This window comes from Lysinibacillus sp. NPDC058147 (assembly GCF_042884205.1).
Lineage (GTDB): Bacteria > Bacillota > Bacilli > Bacillales_A > Planococcaceae > Lysinibacillus.
In genome coordinates, this window is record NZ_JBHVUJ010000004.1 from 429,579 (window position 1) to 448,275 (window position 18,697).

17 protein-coding genes are annotated in these 18,697 nt (G+C 34.5%); 11 read left to right on the forward strand and 6 right to left on the reverse strand.

The window, feature by feature from the left end:
• The first annotated feature begins 4 nt into the window (after positions 1 to 4).
• Positions 5 to 298: an ATP-binding cassette domain-containing protein gene (locus ACFVT8_RS14815; RefSeq protein ID WP_387081275.1), complete on the forward strand. Its 294-nt coding sequence runs from the start codon at positions 5 to 7 to the stop codon at positions 296 to 298.
• 127 nt (positions 299 to 425) lie between these two features.
• On the opposite strand, the gene ACFVT8_RS14820 is transcribed toward ACFVT8_RS14815, so the two are convergent.
• Positions 426 to 1,184, reverse strand: coding sequence for a glucosaminidase domain-containing protein (locus tag ACFVT8_RS14820; protein ID WP_387224280.1), 759 nt, complete (start codon positions 1,182 to 1,184; stop codon positions 426 to 428).
• A 542-nt stretch (positions 1,185 to 1,726) separates the two neighbouring features.
• Between ACFVT8_RS14820 and ACFVT8_RS14825 the strand changes: the two genes are divergently transcribed.
• The 6 genes from ACFVT8_RS14825 to ACFVT8_RS14850 all read left to right on the forward strand — a co-directional run bounded on the left by ACFVT8_RS14825 (position 1,727) and on the right by ACFVT8_RS14850 (position 7,536).
• Positions 1,727 to 2,686, forward strand: coding sequence for an ABC transporter ATP-binding protein (locus ACFVT8_RS14825; protein ID WP_387081279.1), 960 nt, complete (start codon positions 1,727 to 1,729; stop codon positions 2,684 to 2,686).
• Positions 2,679 to 4,193: an osmoprotectant update ABC transporter permease/substrate-binding subunit OpuFB gene (gene opuFB, locus ACFVT8_RS14830; RefSeq protein WP_387081281.1), complete on the forward strand. Its 1,515-nt coding sequence runs from the start codon at positions 2,679 to 2,681 to the stop codon at positions 4,191 to 4,193. The genes ACFVT8_RS14825 and opuFB overlap by 8 nt, the downstream gene beginning before the upstream one ends.
• Positions 4,194 to 4,709: 516 nt before the next feature.
• Positions 4,710 to 5,972 carry a DUF5068 domain-containing protein gene (locus ACFVT8_RS14835; protein WP_387081282.1) on the forward strand — a complete coding sequence of 421 codons (1,263 nt, stop codon included), beginning with the start codon at positions 4,710 to 4,712 and terminating at the stop codon, positions 5,970 to 5,972.
• Positions 5,973 to 6,323: 351 nt separating this feature from the next.
• Positions 6,324 to 6,854, forward strand: coding sequence for a TetR/AcrR family transcriptional regulator (locus ACFVT8_RS14840; protein ID WP_387081284.1), 531 nt, complete (start codon positions 6,324 to 6,326; stop codon positions 6,852 to 6,854).
• Positions 6,855 to 6,859: 5 nt separating this feature from the next.
• The gene (locus ACFVT8_RS14845; RefSeq protein ID WP_387081286.1) at positions 6,860 to 7,186 is read left to right on the forward strand and encodes a DMT family transporter; all 327 of its coding nucleotides are present in this window, start codon (positions 6,860 to 6,862) and stop codon (positions 7,184 to 7,186) included.
• Positions 7,187 to 7,200: 14 nt separating this feature from the next.
• Complete coding sequence (locus tag ACFVT8_RS14850) at positions 7,201 to 7,536, forward strand: DMT family transporter (protein WP_387081288.1); 336 nt, start codon at positions 7,201 to 7,203, stop codon at positions 7,534 to 7,536.
• Between the two features lie 73 nt (positions 7,537 to 7,609).
• Here ACFVT8_RS14850 and ACFVT8_RS14855 read toward each other — a convergent pair whose 3' ends face one another.
• Positions 7,610 to 8,671, reverse strand: coding sequence for a DUF4179 domain-containing protein (locus ACFVT8_RS14855; RefSeq protein WP_387081290.1), 1,062 nt, complete (start codon positions 8,669 to 8,671; stop codon positions 7,610 to 7,612).
• A 2-nt stretch (positions 8,672 to 8,673) separates the two neighbouring features.
• Entirely contained in the window at positions 8,674 to 9,216 is a 543-nt protein-coding gene (locus ACFVT8_RS14860; protein WP_387081291.1) for a sigma-70 family RNA polymerase sigma factor, read from the reverse strand.
• 525 nt (positions 9,217 to 9,741) lie between these two features.
• Here ACFVT8_RS14860 and ACFVT8_RS14865 point away from each other — a divergent pair.
• Entirely contained in the window at positions 9,742 to 10,173 is a 432-nt protein-coding gene (locus ACFVT8_RS14865; RefSeq protein WP_387081293.1) for a hypothetical protein, read from the forward strand.
• 142 nt (positions 10,174 to 10,315) lie between these two features.
• A complete protein-coding gene (locus ACFVT8_RS14870; RefSeq protein ID WP_387081294.1) occupies positions 10,316 to 12,583 on the forward strand; it encodes a YheC/YheD family protein in 2,268 nt (755 codons plus the stop codon).
• 93 nt (positions 12,584 to 12,676) lie between these two features.
• Here ACFVT8_RS14870 and ACFVT8_RS14875 read toward each other — a convergent pair whose 3' ends face one another.
• Positions 12,677 to 13,882: an ATP-grasp domain-containing protein gene (locus tag ACFVT8_RS14875; RefSeq protein WP_387081531.1), complete on the reverse strand. Its 1,206-nt coding sequence runs from the start codon at positions 13,880 to 13,882 to the stop codon at positions 12,677 to 12,679.
• Between the two features lie 149 nt (positions 13,883 to 14,031).
• On the opposite strand from ACFVT8_RS14875, the gene ACFVT8_RS14880 reads away from it, so the two are divergent.
• Together ACFVT8_RS14880 and ACFVT8_RS14885 are read left to right on the forward strand one after the other, a co-directional pair.
• Positions 14,032 to 15,426, forward strand: coding sequence for a UDP-N-acetylmuramoyl-tripeptide--D-alanyl-D-alanine ligase (locus ACFVT8_RS14880; protein ID WP_387081296.1), 1,395 nt, complete (start codon positions 14,032 to 14,034; stop codon positions 15,424 to 15,426).
• A 132-nt stretch (positions 15,427 to 15,558) separates the two neighbouring features.
• Complete coding sequence (locus ACFVT8_RS14885; RefSeq protein WP_387081298.1) at positions 15,559 to 16,944, forward strand: UDP-N-acetylmuramoyl-tripeptide--D-alanyl-D-alanine ligase; 1,386 nt, start codon at positions 15,559 to 15,561, stop codon at positions 16,942 to 16,944.
• Positions 16,945 to 17,044: 100 nt separating this feature from the next.
• Here the strand turns inward: ACFVT8_RS14885 and ACFVT8_RS14890 are convergent, their stop codons facing one another.
• Complete coding sequence (locus ACFVT8_RS14890) at positions 17,045 to 17,977, reverse strand: C40 family peptidase (RefSeq protein WP_387081300.1); 933 nt, start codon at positions 17,975 to 17,977, stop codon at positions 17,045 to 17,047.
• A 340-nt stretch (positions 17,978 to 18,317) separates the two neighbouring features.
• On the reverse strand, positions 18,318 to 18,680 hold the full coding sequence (locus ACFVT8_RS14895; protein ID WP_387081302.1) for a VOC family protein: 363 nt from the start codon (positions 18,678 to 18,680) through the stop codon (positions 18,318 to 18,320).
• Positions 18,681 to 18,697 lie beyond the last annotated feature (17 nt).

An 18,697-nucleotide genomic window follows, 5' to 3' on the forward strand; every position in this document is an offset into this window, starting at 1 on the left:
TTTCATGAACCGCTTGGGGAGTATGAAATTTACCCACGATGAAATGCAACAGACGATTGGAAACTTAAGTGGGGGGCAAAAGGCGAAACTACTCTTGTTAAAAATGATATTGGAACGTTGTGAAATATTGGTATTAGATGAACCAACAAGAAACTTTAGTCCTTTGACGACACCTGTACTATATAGTGCGTTAGCAGAATTTGGTGGAGTTATCATTAGTATTTCGCATGATCGTCGTTATTTAAACGAAGTAGCGACAACTGTTTACGAGTTGACTAGCGAAGGCTTAAAGCAGTGATATTGAATGTTCAGAAAGATATTAAAACAGAGTATTCACGGTGGCGTTTAAAAGAGTGATAGAAAGCAAATATTACTAAAACCTCCATGCTACAAGGATAAATCCTGATTAAGCTTGGAGGTTTTGGTTAGTATTTATAAATATTTAATTGTTGACCGGCTTCAAGTCTATCAGAACGAAGCTGATTCCATTGTTTAATGGAGGTAACTTTAACATTATGAGCCTCTGCAATATGCATAAGAGAGTCTCCATCAGCTACGGTAATTGTTTTTTTATCTTTGACAGGACTGTCATACTGTTGTAAATCATACTTTGCAATCACTGCATTAAGTTTTTCATTATATTGTGAATCTGTTGCATAGGAACCTGTTAAAAACTTCGTTGCATCTGTATAGGACTTTGCATTTCTTTTAAAAACACCTGCATAGAAATTTTTGTTCCAGGAAACCCCATTACGCATTAATTTTACATAATCTTGGATGGAAGCCTCATAGGAAGGATATTTGCGAAATTCAGCCATCACCCTAGTCATATTACCGCTACCATCATCTTCAGATGTTTCAAATGTAACGGAGTTATTTTGGTAACTACCTTTCATACCAAATAAATTGTTATTTGGAGCGGATCCAAGACCACTTTGTCCATGATCACTTTCTAAAACGGCCTGTGCAATGATAATTGATGCATACAAGTCATTTTCAGCACCTTGTTTCCGAGCTATTTCAGCAATAGAGCCAATAAACTCTTCTACACTAGGGCTATTATCGACAACTACAGGTTCTTCAGTTTCATGAGTATTGAAAAACTGCGTCACCATAAAAAACGAAATACAGATAACAATAACAGTAATCAGAAGACCTTTGAAAAAATTTATGAAGTATTTCATTATTCATTGATGTTGGTAGATTACCACATCTCCCTCCTTTCTTCTCAATAACAAAGTTCATATATTTCTAATTATTACAAAGTTATAAATAGAAATAAAGTCAGTTTTCTTATATAGAGTACATCATTCATAGAACGAAAAAACCCCTCATTTAGTTCCTTAATTTCCAGCAAAATCGAGTAATAAAAGTGGCCAATTAAATATAGATTTGCTCAAAGACATTATACGATTTTCTATAGAAATTATGAGAGAAATAGAGTAGAGCGTCAAGAGGACCAACGTCTTGATGTAAAACAAAAAAATAAGTTTGAAATGACTTTAGTTAGTGAAATATATATATAGTACCACGATGTCTCTTTAAAATGAGTTAGTTCTAGACCTACTATGCTTAACGTATATGAAATGAAGAGGATTAAAATAGTAGTTTATTTCTATTAAAAACATTAAGTCAAGGTAATCTTTGCAAATGTTGAAGGTGATTTCCGTTCTGAACTAAGTGGAGTGTTACTATGAGGGGCATTACTAAAAAGGGAGCATAAACAATGATAGCATTTGAAAATGTCACAAAAAAATATGTAAATGACCAAATCGCAGTAAAATCTATTAATTTAGAGATTAATAAGGGAGAATTTTTTGTTCTTATTGGACCTAGTGGTTGTGGAAAAACAACATTATTAAAGATGATTAATCGATTAATTCATTTAACAGAAGGAACCATTCGCATTAACGGTAAAAGAATTAGCGATTACAACATTCATGAATTGCGATGGAATATCGGCTATGTCCTTCAACAAATTGCGCTTTTTCCCCATATGACGATTGAAGAAAATATAGCTGTTGTACCTGAATTAAAGAAATGGAATAAACCGCAAATCCAACAACGAGTTCGCGAGTTATTGGATATGGTTGGACTTGAGCCTGATAAATATAGTCAACGCAAGCCAACAGAGCTTTCTGGTGGTGAGCAACAAAGGGTCGGTGTTGTTCGTGCATTAGCGGCTGATCCAGAAATCATTTTAATGGATGAACCTTTTAGTGCTTTAGATCCGATTAGCCGCACAAAATTACAAGATGATCTTCTGGAGCTTCAGCAAACGATAAAGAAAACAATTGTCTTTGTTTCGCACGATATGCAAGAGGCCTTAAAATTAGGTGATCGAATATGTGTAATGAAGGATGGAGAAATTGTCCAGATTGGTACTCCACATGAAATCATACAAAATCCTGTTAATGATTTTGTTCGAGAATTTGTAGGGATAAGAGAGCATGGGACTTTCCATATACAGGCTGTAATTGAACCAATTGATGATGAGGTTCATCAAAGAAATCGAGAGAATACCATTTCTTCCGAGGATTCTTTACATACCATTCTTCAAAAATTAGCTCATGATGAATGTTTAGGCGTGGAAGATGACGGGAACATAATAGGCGTTGTCACAAGAGCATCCATGCTTCAGTATTTAGCGCAAGATTCCTTAGAAAGAGGTAATATTAATGGCTAATTTTTTTGGTGTGTTTAGCGAACGAAAAGGCCAGCTAATGGCATCTTTATTAGAGCATATTCAAATTTCATTCATTGCACTATTTTTTGCAGTAGTGATTGCTATTCCTCTAGGAATCTATTTAACGAATAAAAAGAAAATAGCAGAAAGTATTATCGGTATTAGTGCAGTTTTACAAACGATTCCTTCATTAGCTTTATTAGGGTTATTGATTCCGTTGTTTGGCATCGGAAAAGTACCTGCAATTATTGCCTTAGTTGTGTATGCACTTCTTCCGATTTTACGGAATACATTTACTGGGATAAATGAAGTAGATCCTTCATTAAAAGAGGCAGCAATGGCGATGGGGATGAATACGCGAAAGCGATTAGTGAAAGTAGAATTGCCTCTTGCTATGCCTGTTATCATGGCCGGGATTCGAACAGCTATGGTATTAATCGTCGGAACGGCAACTTTAGCAGCATTAATCGGAGCTGGGGGATTAGGGGATATCATTTTGCTTGGTATTGACCGAAACAATACAGCACTTATTATTTTAGGGGCTGTCCCTGCGGCGATTTTAGCATTAGTGTTCGACTTCTTACTTAAAAAGCTTGAATCACTTTCCTTTAAAAAGACAATTTCAGCATTGAGTATTATTAGTGTTGTGGCATTATTAATGATTATCTTCCCGTTATTAAACTTTAAAGGGAAAGAAGAAATTGTCATTGCAGGTAAGCTTGGCTCTGAGCCAGAACTTCTAATTAATATGTATAAATTGCTTATTGAAAATGAAACAGACTTAAAGGTGCAATTAAAACCTGGGCTCGGTAAAACTTCCTTTGTATTTAATGCACTTAAATCTGGCAGCATCGATATTTATCCAGAATTCACAGGAACGGTAATTTCAGAGTTTTTAAAAGAGGAAGCCATCAATAATAATCAAGAAGATGTTTATCATCAGGCAAAAGAGGGCATGTTGAATAAATTTGGCATGGTGATGCTTAATCCGATGAAATATAACAATACGTATGCATTGGCAGTTTCAAAACAAATGGCTGATACCTATCATTTGCAAACAATTTCTGACATTAAGCCTATTCAAGAAACGATAAAAGCTGGGTTCACATTGGAATTTAATGACCGAGAAGATGGTTATTTAGGCATTCAAAAACGTTATGGTATTACACTTTCTAACATAACAACAATGGAGCCAAAGCTTAGATATCAGGCGATCGACTCAGAAAATATAGATATGTTAGATGCATATTCAACGGATAGTGAAATACGTCAATATAATCTGCAAGTTTTGGCAGATGATCAGCAACTATTTCCACCTTATCAAGGCGCTCCTTTACTAAGGAAAGAGACGCTAGAGAAATACCCTGAGATTGAAACAGCTTTAAATAAACTGGCAAATCAAATAACTGATGATGAGATGCGCGAAATGAATTATCAAGTAAATGTAGAAGGCCAAAACATAGAAGACGTGGCTCGCGAATATTTAATAAATGCAGGACTGTTGTAAGACGAAAATTATTTGTACAAGTAGCTGAAAAGAGATGCTGATCTTTTATCTAGCTTTTTTTTGTCTCGGATTTTGAAGAGAGCCAATGCAAAAAGTGTAGCTTAACTTTGACATATCTTTAAGAGAATATATTTTGCGTGAAAACGAAGCGACAGCGGCAATTACGCTAAGATAAAAATACGTGACTTCGCATGTGACTATAATCTTAGGTATATTATACTTATTTTCTGATAACTTAAGAGAAATACAGGTGTTTTAGTACATTAATAATTAATACTCAAAGGAATAACCTCAAAAGAGATTGGATATGGAAAATAACGGGATTATGAAAATTAGATTGAATTATTCAATATACAATATTTGGATGTGGTTTATTTCGTTAGTATAATTTCTTCCAGTTCAAGTTGTTTCAGATATAAAAATGGATTAAAATGGGTAACGGCTCAAAAAATAGCTTTAATATTTTACTTTTACAGTTGAGCATAAAAATTTTAAAGACACATTTTGGAGGAAGAAATGAAAAAGAGTTTATTTTTAATGTCTTCGCTAATTTTATCAACTTCAATCATTCTTAGTGGCTGTGGAAAAAGCGTGGACGAAACAAAAAAAGACGATGAACCAAAGAAAACACAAGAGGAAAAGGCACAAGATAAAGTCCAAAAGGAAGAACCTAAAAAAGATCAAGAATCAACTAAAGGATCAGCTGACTTTGCTTCTTTAATTTCTTATATGGAAAAAGAAACTCAAGGGAAAACTAAAGTTCTTTTTGAAAACAATGAACCACAAATACATAAAATGGAGAAAGTTTCAATTTCTCTTGATGCATATTCAGTAGTAGAATTAAAGGATTTCCATACAGATTTTAATATTCCATTTGGTGAACAAACAAACGGTGGCGTCATTTTAGCTAAATATACAGTGAAGAATGATATGGATAAAGATGTGTATTACATGCCTACTTTAGACGCTACATTCACGGGTGCAACTAAAGATTATACGAATGATAAGTATTTAATTCCTGAAGAAGATCAATTACCAACAAAACTAGGCTATAAAACAGATTATTTATTAAAAGCGGGTGAAGAGGTAACGGGGTATATTGCTTATCCATTCGGTGAAACAGATTTAGCAAAAATCAATGAACTTGGCACAGTAACAGTAAAGGTATCAAAACCGTTTACTGAAAAAGAAAATTATGGCTCTACTTTTGGTTCAGATGGAAGATTTAACCTTGCTTTAAATTCAGATGGTTCGAAAAAAGTAGCAAGTAATTCGTCATTTTATCAAGATAAAGTAACACTGGACAATATGGGTGAAAAGACGATGTTAAAGGAAAAAAGCGATATCAATGAAAGTAAGAAAATAGGGGATGTAAATGCTATTCTAGAAGGGTATCAGTTTACAAAATTTATACCAAATGAAGTAGAAGCTCCTCGTTTCTCTAATTTCACTAATGGTGTCACTTTATTAACAGTAAAGTTTAAGCTAGAAAATAAAGCAACAAGTGAAATCGGCCTATCATCTATGTCATCAAAATTGACAGTTAATGATGGCAAGCAATATTCACTAAGTGAAGGTATGCTATTAAATTACAATTATAATGAAGTTATTAAAGCTGGTGAAACTGGTGAGTTATTACAAGTATTCGTATTAGATCAAGAGCAATATGAAAAAATTTGGAAAGATAAAGCCTTTGAAATCGAATTAGGTCCTATCCGAAATAAAGGAGCGGAGGATACTTCAAAAGGTAAAAAAGAAACGTTTATATTACCGAAATAAAATGCAGGAGCCCTCTCATTATTTGAGAGGGCTTGTTTTACTATTACCATCCTTTTAGACTTATTCCTTTTCGATGGGACGATTTTAGTAGTTTTAGTTTTTCCTCCCATTCATTACATATCTTCAGTATAGTAGGATCAATTTTTCGTAACTTAGTCCTTAATTGATGGGGATTGCTAGTATTTCATTACTAAACTTCATTTTCCAGAAAATTTATGGCAGGGATAGAGAATAGAATTAGCAGAAAAGGCCAAGTAAGAAATCCATAATAATTGACGATGTATGATATAAGCTATAAAATAAAAAAAGACCGTCCAGACGGTTTTTTATGCTTTTCTAGGGGGCGATTTTATGTCATCAAAAGCAGATTTAAAACGTTCACATATTATCCAAACGGCAATTCACTATTTAAAGGACAACGATTTAAGCACTTTAACTTTAGATAAAATTGCAAATAGGGCGAACATTAGTAAAGGTGGATTATTGTATCATTTTAAGACGAAGGATACCCTGCAATCAGCCATCGCTGAAACGATTTTGAACGAGGTTGTACAATCCTATGAGCACTTTATAAGCCTTGAGCAAGGGACAGGGAGATTAACGAGAGCTTTTATTTTAGCTTCCCAAAAAGATCTTGAAAATGGGGCAGCATTAAATATTGCGATACAAATTATGCAAAATGACCATTCAGCCGTCTCAACAGTTTATGAATGTTTATTAGACGAATTATTCCAAGATGGTTTGGAGGAATCCGTAGTTCATTTGATACGTTTAACGATTGATGGATTGTATTATTCGAAACTATTAAATATCGCACCGATTTCCGTTAAGGCAGCAGACGGTGTCTTTGAACAATTAATGCACATGACAAGGAAGGACTAACATACATGAGTGCTTTTGGTTTTTTATTCATTTCAATTATCTCAGAAGTTTTTGCAAGCTCGATGTTGAAACTTACAAATGGCTTTAAACGATTATTCCCTTCAATTGGTGTATTGGTTGGATATGGGACGGCTTTTTATTTCTTTTCTCTAACATTACAATCTTTAGCAATTGGCACTGCGTATGCGATATGGGCAGGGATCGGAACGGCACTAACGGCGATCATCGGTATAATCTTTTATAAGGAATTATTCAATTTTAAAAAAATTATTGGTATTTTATTAATTATTGTCGGTGTGGTTATTCTTAACCTTGCTGGTGGCGGGCATTAGGGAGGAAATTGAAAATGAAAGGTTATCTATTTTTAGCGTTATCCATTATCAGCGAGGTAATTGCAACAACGATGCTTAAGTTTTCAGAAGCATTTACAGTTCTAGGTCCATCCATAGCTGTCGCAGTAGGATATGGCATCTCGTTTTATTCATTGTCCCTATGCTTAAAAACGTTACCATTAAGCCTTGCATATGCCATTTGGTCTGGCATAGGAACAGCATTAACAGTCATTGTGGGTATCGTTATATGGGGAGATATTTTTAATCTTTACTCAGCAATCGGAATTACACTGATTATTGGTGGTGTTATTCTGCTAAATCAGGGAGATCATCATAATGCAACAACATAACGTCTAAAAAAGAAAACGTCCAATTGTCAAATTGGACGTTTTTTTATATTTACAAGATTGGTAGACTTAGATATTATTTGTTCAATTGTGTAGTAATTGTGTACTCATGAAACACTTTGACAACATCCTTTTTAGGAACGCCACTTTTTACATTAATAGAGTGAGGAACAAGTGTAATATTTGTTATTGGATCCATGTTTTCCTTCTGGAATCGAAGTGTAGAGTTTTCAAGCATTGTTTGACCAGAAGATTGTTCTAACTGATTATTATTCTGGTCGTATAATCTAAATTGGACATCATAATCCATTGTCTTATCAGGCGCCGGAAACATATGATAATAAAGAATTAACGAAACTGGTGATTGAGTAATTTTTTCAACTATAACTTTCTGTCCGTTCGGCAAGGAAAAAGATTGATTGATCATGGTTTCTGTTGTTTTAGCCGCAATGGCTTCACCTGTGGCAGTGAAATTAAATTCCCAAGGGTCACTAATTTTATCGTTTAATGTGTTAAAAGAAAACTGAATTTCATGTGGCTTAGAAAGCTCTATATTTGGAATGCTAATCTTACTATAAATGACAAATGTTTGGTCATCGATTTTATCATGACCTGCTCCTCCTCCAGACTCTACTTTCTTCCCATCTAATTTTATTTCAGGGAAAAGGGGTAGGTAATCAGTGTCTGAAAGGTGCTTATTAACTTGAAGATAATCCGAGTTTGGAACGGGTTTATTGCTATGATAAGTAGTCGTGATGAAAAGTTCTCCTTGATCTAACATAACTTCATTTAACGTTAAGGTTCCATATTTATTTTCTTTTGTTTGTCCGATTATATTTTTATACGTTGTATACATATCGTCATTAACATCTGGGTGATTCATATATTGTTCAATGAAATTACCTATTATCGGCAATTTAGCAAGTGCATTTGGGCTAGTAATGGCTATTGTAACGGCAAGCAAAGCAACACCTACGCCACTTAAAAATGTAATCTTCTTCTTCTTTGATGTTTTAGTTTTCAATTTTGGGTGTAGTCGTTTTTTTATGCGTGCTATTTCTAAATCTGACAACTTTGTTTCATCATATTGTTCTGTTTGAATTTTTGCTCGATTAAAAAGTTTAAATAATTCACTCATCCTTATAGCCTCCCTGTAATCCATTTTTGTTTTAATGCACGAAGTTTATGACGTCCACGAGAAAGTCTGTTATGTATAACGGGGACAGACACATTTAATTCTTCCGCAATGTTCTTGGAATTTATATTATCTAAATAATATTTTTTAAATAATAATTGATCCTCAGCAGATAAATGTTGTAAAAGCTCTTCTACGTCTTCTAATTCTGTCCTCTCCGTATTTGTGAAAGACTCTTCAAATTCTAATGTTGAAATGTAGCGTTCATTATAACGTTGTAATTTTTTTCTTCGATCAAGCGCTTTATATTTTGCAATAATCGCAATCCAATTTTTAAAAGACCCTTTCGCCTCATCGAAAAATTCACCATTCTGCCAAATAGCGAGTAGAGTGTCATCCAAACATTCGTCAACTTCCTCTGAGTAAGGAAAAAGATGCTTAGTGATGATGCTTTGTAGTAATCCACCATATTGCTCAATGATGTAATGTAAAGCATGTTCATTGTGATTTTTAAGTTCATAAACGACATTATCTGCTTGTATGTTCATAACAAACTCCTTTCTAAAATAAGCGCTTCTCACTCGTTTGATTGATTAAGTGATCAGAAATATTGTTTATCCTAAAACTAATCCAGGCAAACAGGTGAGGTATTTTTCATCGTTCACTATTAAATACGATTTTTTTTATTGAAAGCTATCCTGGAGTAAAAATCTTTTTAAATTATTTTGATTTCTAGTAAAAGGAGCAGAGCAGTACCTGATGTCCGTTGCTATTACATTTTTTTCGAAGACGGAGGAGAATAGTGTAAATCTTTACTCTCTTTTAAAACATACATATTAAATATAAGGGACCAAAAAAGTCGTCATATTTCTTGTCTTTACATATTATAACAAGAGGATGTTGAATAAAATGAAACTTCGATCAGTGAGGGGGGCCCTCATTGTAGTGCAGTCGATCTTCCAATAGAGTTTTTGTTTCAAATCTTGTAGGTAGTCTAACGGCTCGTGTTTATGTTAGCAATTTTAAAAAATTATTGATAAATGGTTCATTAACACTTGGAAGGAGCTGAGAAAATGAATAATGAAAACAAAAAAAACCATTTTCTATGTGAAGCGCTCTACGACATAAAAGTACTCCAGGATGTGATAAAGGATTTTCATTCTAAATATTTTGGTCAGCTGCTTGTAAAAATAGTTGGGAGTGATACGATTCCCTTTTTTTTAATAACACACAACGGTACTCATTTAAGGTTAATGGATACAGTAAAACAATTTGAAACAGAGTTTTTTCGCATAGAGGCTATTGATAGAGAATGTTGTAGAGGAACTGTTTCGCTTTTGCGAGCCTATGATTATGAAGGGCATGATACGAATGTGATAGCAGAGGTTGTCCGATTAGAGCGAACATCCTCAGAAAAATCCATTGATTTAAGTGGTATATCTGCCATTCAGTTATTGAAGCCTGACATGTTAAAAGGGAAATTTATCATTGAGCCGAAATGGTGATGGAATCTTTAACAGACGCAATTATGCCAAGGCATAAATTGATACTATTAAAATAACATCATAATTAGAGCATCTGTCTAGGTGCACGTTTAATCATTGAATTTATTAGAGAGAGAATCCTATGAAGGGAAGAGATTAATGAATGACAATTATTGGAATGCTGCATCATCGGCTAGATCCTAGAACTGTTCTTAAGTCATATGCATTTGCGGCCGTTGCACAAGCAGAAGGAGCTCAATTTTTCTACTTTACACCAAAAAGCGTTGACTTTGACAAACGTTCCATTAGAGGAAAGGTATATGAAAAGGGTGATTGGCATGAAAAAATGATGCCCTTTCCGGATGTTATATATAATGCAGGAAGTCCAGAAAAATTATCGGTATCAAAGGACATTATTGAGAAATTGAAAAAGGAAATACCTTTTACAACTCATTCTATAGGGAATAAATGGAATGTGATGAAGCGACTTAAAGAGGCGAAGGAATTTGATAAGTATTTAATTCCATCTGAGGTTGTTGAAAATGTTGATTTACTCCATAAATTTATGACTTATTATAAAAAAGTCGTATTTAAACCGATAGATGGCCGGAAGGGAAAAGGGATTTATTTTATTTCGAAAGTAGGAAGAACTAACTTTGAGGTAAAGAAGGATAGGGAAACTATTCTTTGTACACAGTCACAGCTAGATGAGTTAATTAGAGGTCAACTTTCTACAGGGACCTTTATCGTGCAGCCCTATATACAATCAAAAACAAAATCAGGTCAAATTTATGATTTTCGTCTACATGTTCAAAAAAACGGTGAGGGTGAATGGGTTATAACGACGGTTTATCCGCGAATTGCACCAAATGGCTCGATTATACCGAATATTAACAATGGTGGTTTTACAAATTATTTAGATCCTTTTTTAGAGCAGGAATTTAAAGAAGAAGCTTATGATATTCGGCGTATGTTAGAGCATTTTTCCTTGTCGCTAGCTCGACATTTAGATGAAATTCAGATGGCGCAATTTGGAGAAGTTATTGATGAAATTGGCATAGATGTAGGCTTAGATGAACAAAGAAAAATTTGGATGTATGAAGTGAACTGGCGACCAGGTTGCCCTCCTGCTTTTTATTTAGAATTAGATGTGGTCATCAATACTATAAGGTATGCAATGTACCTTGCTAAGAACCAGAAGAAAATTAAAAGGGCAATTAGGCAATATAGGAACAATGGTGGGGATTTAGTAGAAGAAAAGGCTTTACCAGTAGAAAAAATTATAGCAGAAGAAAAGGCTTCACCAGAAGTAAAAGCTTTGCCAGAAATAAAAGCATTACCAGAAGAAAAAACTTTGCCGATTATCGCGATTACCGGCAGTGCTGGAAAAACGACATCAAAAGCATTCCTGGCTTCCATTTTATCGGTAAAATGGAATATCTTTGAGTCAAAAGATTATTGGAATACAACAGAGCATACGAAAAAACATAAAGAAGAAATTAATGCTTCACATGAGGCTGTTGTGCTTGAGTATGGGATGGCCTATCCAGGTATCATTACAAATCACTGTAGCATTATTCAACCGAATATTAGTATTATCACAAATATCGGTTTAGCTCATGTGGGCAACTTTGATGGAGATATTAAAGGAGTGGCCAAGGCAAAATCGGAATTAATACATGGCATGGACCAAAACGGTTTATTAATCCTAAATAAGGATGATGATAATTCAAAGTATTTAGAGACACAGCAGTTTAAAGGAAAAATCTTAACAGTTGGAGTTCATAGCTCAGCAGACTATAAAGCTTATGATATTCAATATAAAGACATCGGTATGACCTTTAAAATTAAGCTGCATGGACAGGAAATTGCAATGTATATTCCAATTTTAGGGGAACATCATGTTTATAATGCACTTAATGCCATTGCAGTTGCAGATTATTTAGGTTTTAGTCCAGAAGATATTAAAGTAGGGCTAAACTTCAAAAAACCACCTAGACGATTAACGATTTATAACTGTCGCGACAATATTACGGTTATTGACGATACCGTTCACTCTCATCCTCAGGGCGTACGTGCTGCTATTGATGTTCTTACAAATATAGCGAATAAACGTAAAATTGCTATTATTGGTCAAATGCGAGAATTAGGGGAGTTGAGAGAAGAGGAATATCGTAAACTGGGCGAATACATTTACGAGCAAGACATAGATTTATTCATCACTTATGGTTTTAGAACAGAGGAAATGGGAGCAGCAGCGGAAGCAGTAGGGATGGATCCTTCTAAAATTTATCATTTCCTCAATAAGGACGATTTGCATGCTCTCTTAGAGAAAGTCATAAAACCCCACGACACCATTTTAGTCAAGGGTGCTAGTAAAACAAATATGTTTGACACGGTTAAATTTTTAGATCAAAAATTTCAAGAATAAATAAAAAAGCCCGAGTAATTGACCTTTTGAAGGAAACAATTATTCGGGATATTTTTTTGCTAAGAGATCATCGTATGAGAGCATTTTTAAAATTTAAGATACTTTTAGAATGAACTTTATTTCTTTTGCGGCGTTAATGGCTTTATTTTTAGCATCGGCTAATGTCGGACCTTCCGCAATTACATATGCATAACGATGTCCCATCGATAAAGGAGGGGTTAACAATGTCCCTCTTTTCGGCTTCACATATACTTCCACAACTCCTGGTGAATTAGTTGCTCTATTTCTTCCAAGAACTTTTTCTAAAATACCTTTACTTTCAACAATGACGTATTTTGTATAGACAAACTTTCTATGCTTTGGATTGATATCGGGGAGCTCACCTAAAAATAATTTAAGTGTTTCTTCCACTAAATTAAATCCAAAAGCGGCGTGAAGCATAGTGTTCATTGCTCCCCCTGAGATTCGTGGATTAATCTCAATAAGCTTCCAGCCATTCTTTGTTAAACGAAGTTCTAAATGCAGAGCACCATTTTCGATGTTAAACGCTTTAACAATAGATTGAAGAACTTCCTCAAGACCAGCTTGAATATCTTTTGGAGCTTTAACGAGAACACCATAACCAGTAATTATAAAACGTTTACCTTGAGTAATTTCTTGTTCAATAATACCGATGATATTAGCTTGTCGTTTATAGACAAGCGCTTCTACTAAATATTGCGGACCTTCGATATATTCTTCAATCATTATTGTTTCACGCGGATTTTTGCTTCGCAGATGGCTCAAGTGTTTATTCAGTTGGTCTGAGTCGTTTGCTAACAAAACATCTTTGGAGCCTGTTGATTTCGGAGATTTCACAATAAGTGGGAATTCTAAGTTGTTAGGGACGGACTCATTTTGCTTGAGAAGAAAAAACTTCGGAGAATAAGGCTGGTTCTTTAAAAAATTTCTAGTTTTTTCTTTATCCTCCATCATTTCAATAGCTGTTGAAGACGTATAGTTGACACAAAATTCATCACACAAAATTGAGGCAATATGGACAAAAGGGTCGACAAAACTAACAATAGATTTTATTTCTAGCCCGGTTTTAGTTAAATTATAAATTTCTTCTTTCATGTCTTCTATATTCGAAGTATCAATAAGAATCATTTTATGAATATCTGGGTAGGCTTTTCTCTGCTGTAACTGCTTTTCGTTGTTTGTAAAAAGGACGGTAAAATAACCTAATTTTTCTGCTGCTTTTGTTGCTTCACGACTTGACCCGGATTTGTTTGTGCCAATAAATATAATCGTTTTCAGATATATCACTCCTTCTATTGTTCGTTAGATACTTAATCAACTATATATATATGCGAAGAAATAGTTTTCCTCTAGTTATGTATCTCGCATACATCCAAGCAACTTTTAAGAAGCTACATATACTAGAGTGGAAAGGAGGGAAAAATAATATGAAGCCTCTTACGGTGCAGAATTTAACAGTCATTACTGCAGGCCATTTAGTGCAAGGGTCGGGGGAAGTGTTGATTCAACATGGCGCTTATCGACTGAAGCAAGTGAAAAAACCAAATACCGCCCTTTTTACAAATAAGCGTATTGTGAACTGGAAAGATTATGAGTCACTTTATCCTATTGTGCTTGTAACCGATAGACTATACAGTCAAAATGAATTACCTGAGCAAATAATTATCATTAAAGTAGAAGATACAGATGAGGCCTATTGGAAGTTTGTAAATTTTTATCGCAATCAATTTAATATCCCTGTCGTAGCCATTACTGGTACTTCTGGTAAATCGACGACGAAGGAAATGATCAAACATATACTTTCTGCAGAAAAAAATGTAGCATCCACGCCACTTAGTAGTAATTCTAGAACTGCTTCTTTACAATATTTACTGAATATTGATGATCAAACTGACGCAGCCGTTTTTGAAACTGCTGTTGGTTCACCGGGGGACATCAAACTTGCGGGGGAATATTTCAAGCCGACTATTGGGATTATTACAAATATAGGGGCACACCATTTAAATTATTGTAAAACTTTAGAGGGGTATATCCAAGCAAAGGGTGAAATGCTGGACATTATTAGTCCAACAGGCTCCTTAATTCTTAATGCAGATGATATCAACTCAAGTAAAATAGATTTATCGAAGTTTCAAGGACGCATTATTAAGGTAGGTAAGCATGAATCCTGTGATTTTCAAGCGAGTGATATTCGCTACCACAAAAATGGTATGCTGTTCAATGTTCATCACAAGAAGAAACTCTATGAAATCTATGTACCAGGTTTTGGCGAGCATCAAGTATATAATGCGCTCACTGCGATTGCAGCTATTTGTGAAATGGGTATGCCGATTTCTTTAGCAGCTAAACAACTGCAATCATTCCGAAAATTGAATAAGCAGCTTCAGGTGTTTAAGGGCATTAATAATTCCATGTTAATAGATGATACTTGGAATATTACGACTACCTCTTTAGAGGCAGGATTAAAGGTTTTGAATGCGCTCGGAGAAGGCAAGAAAACGATTGCCATTATTGGGACTATTACAGATTTAGGGTCTTGGGGATATATTATTCACGAACAAGCGGGAGAATTAATTAGTGAAATAGGGGTCGATGTACTTATAACGATAGGGGAACATGCAAGCATAATGGCGGTTCATGCTATTGAGGCAGGACTGAGTTCACCTGTGTATATTTTTAAAAACAGTACGCGCGTCTATAAATTGTTAGAAGATATTGTAGATGAAAATACGATTCTTTTCATTAAAGGAGATATGTATAGTAAAGAAGTTTCTAAGTTGGCAGATGATTTAAAAATAAAAAAATCTCGTTCTTCTGAATAGATTTCACCTAAATAAATGTTAATTTTCATCATTTACTAGAATGAGCATATCTATAGTCAATTGCTAGAAATGCATAAACTATGATACTCATTTATTCAGAAATATACTTTATAGAAAGGGGGCGTAGTTAACTTGCAACATATAAGTGTGAGCGATATAAGAAAATTATTACAAGGAGAATTATTAAGCGGTTCTGAACGCTGGTCTGTTAAACATGCAATTTATTATAACCGACATGAACTGACTCAAAATCATACACTTATGTTTGTTAGTAAAAGTGATCAAATTAACTGGCAAGAAATAGATCGAAAGGGACCATCTCTTGTCATTTCTGATAAATCTTCAGAGGAATTGAAAAATGCGCTGAAGAATACTACCGTTATACGCGTCAAGAGTATTTTGCATGCCTATTGGAAATTCATGGGGTATTACAGAAATCTATTTCAAATACCAGTCGTTGCTTTGACCGGAACATGTGGTAAAACGACAACGAAAGAAATGATTAAACACATAGCTAGTAAGGAATGGAATGTTCAAGCATCTGTCAGCAGTAAAAATGAGCCACGGCAATCCTTACCGTACTTGACTGGCATCGATCAGAATACAAAAGCAGCTATCTTTGAATTAGGACTAGGAAATACAGGGAATATTAATCACCAATGCATGATCTATCAGCCTACGATTGGTATTATTACGAATATTGGTGTCCATCATTTAGATGGATGCAATAATCTTGATGGCTATATCAAAGCAAAGGCTGAAATTGTAGAAGGAATAAGAAAAGATGGCACGTTAATCATTAATGGTGATGATGAAAACATTAAAAAAATCCCCCTAAATAAATTTAAAGGAAAGATTATTACTTTTGGTGTCAACGAAAAGGCAGATTATCAAGCTACGAATATACAATTCTCAAAAGACGGCATGAAATTTGTACTAAAAGTGTCAAATGACAAATATAATTTATTTGTTCCAGGATACGGAGAACACCAAGTATATAATGCATTAGCGGCTATAGCTGCCATAAAGGAAATGGGACTTCCCATTGCTGTGGCAATTTCGCAATTAAAAACGTTCAAAGCGATGGCAAGACACTTAGAATTTTCTAAAGGCATCGGCGAATGCACTATAGTAGATGATACTTGGACAAATAACCCGACTTCTGTTGAAGCGGCACTAAAGGTTTTAGATACGATAGGAAAAGGGAAAAAAGTAATTCTTATTTTAGGTGACATAAAGAGATTAGGGGATTTCGAAGAAAAGTATCATCGAGAAATTGGCACAATGGTCGCGAAAAGAAATGTTGATACGCTTATTACTATTGGCAACAGAGCAGAAAATATTGCCAACCAAGCGATGAAGGATGGAACCAAGGCAGATGTTCATATGTTTAAAGATGTTACAGGGGTTTTAGATGTACTAAAGCACAAGCTCGATAGTGAAACCATTGTACTTATTAAAGGTCCAATGTCTAGCAAATCTATGATAGAATTTGCGAATCAGTTAAAAAATAAATAATAGAAAAAGAAGCTTCCTTAAGGAAAGCTTCTTTTTTTAAAACATTAATTCTGTAAAGCATCTCAAATTGAAGCATTTGAAATAATTCTAGTAAATTTTCTTAAAAAACACGTTTTGCTGTAATATAATGCTCTTTATAATAGTCAACCATTAGTACTCTTGTAGTAATGCCACTAGAACTTGGAATGATAAGACGTTGATCTCCTCCATAAATAGCTACTAATGAAGGGGTTTTAGAGCCTTTAACGCTATTGAAGAACACCAAATCACCCTTTTTTAAATTTGTACGTGAAACAGTTGTTCCAACATTCATTAGTTCCTTTAAATTGGTTGTTCCAAGTTTAACTCCACTCTTACGATAGATGAAGTCTACATATCCTGGCGCTGTAAAGCGAAGACTTGCTTCATTATTTGTAGAGCTCATAGTTACTTTATTTTTATAATTAAAGGCGTTTTCAACAATCTTATCGCCTTTCGTTGCAGGATTAGCTGAAAGTAATGTAGGTAGTACTCTACGTGCCCCTACATAATTATCTGTATAATATGGTTTGCTATTTAAATCAGAAATAACGATATTCTGCTTAGAATCAGCCATGTGAATCATTTTATTGTTCCCAATATACATACCAACGTGGTCAGGGTCTGTCCCAGTTTTTTTACTCTTAAAGAATAGTAAATCACCTTTTTGTAATTGACTTCTGCTAACAGATGTTCCTTGTTGTAACATATAATCTTCATTATAGGTTGCAAGGTCTACACCATTTTTCTCGAAAATGTACATGAGAAATGAAGCACAAGAAAATTTATAAGGATATGTAGCCTTGTATTCGGAATTGCTGTATGTCGCCTTACCAATTAAGCTTTTTCCAGTTTGAATTAGTTGATCTGCTTTCGCATTAACTGCTTGTGAGTTATTAAGGGCATTTGTTGTTGCAGCCTCAGCTTCAATAGGTTGAACAGTTGGCTGTACTAGCCCCACTGAGCTAAAACCTATCGTCAATGCTAATGTTGTTGTTAAAAATTTTTTATTCATGTTGTAAAGTCCTCCTGATGCTATTGTTAGGATTAATCCTAATTTGGTTTGTCACTGGAATTAATCGTAGCATGAAAAAGTAGGGCTTCTTTGAGGTAATTGTTACCACGCTGGATGGAAGTTGGTTGCAAACACCTGATATAAAAGGCTTCATAGCCTTAATTTACAGTTTTATTACAAATGTTTCAGTTGGGTGAAGTGTTTGGGGAAACGAAAGAAGGAGGATGTCGATAAAATTCAGAAGTTGGGTGATAAAACGCGAAAGTTGATCGATAAAACAAAAAAGTTTGACGACATGGCAGTTGAATAGAAATAATAACTTCTATTCAACTGTTTTCTTTTAGATTTCCTGAATCATTTCTACCCTATTACCGAATGGATCTCTAAATTCGAAGCGTTCAAAATGAGGAATAGGAACTGAGTCGAAAATTTCTATATGATGTTCGGCTAATATCTTCTTCCAATGTTCTATATTTTCAACTTGATAGGCAATATGAGCTTTTGTCGTTAATCTATCAAAGCCATCTTCTGTCCCTACATGTACCTCTCTATTGCCGACCTGTAACCAAAATCCACCTCGTCCTTTCAACGAATCAGGCTTTTCAAGTTCTTTTAGTCCTAATACTTGACAGTAAAAATGTTTCCCTATTTCTTCTTCACCTTTTGGAATTGTTATTTGAACGTGATGTAAGCCTATAACCATGTTTTCTCCTCCTTTAA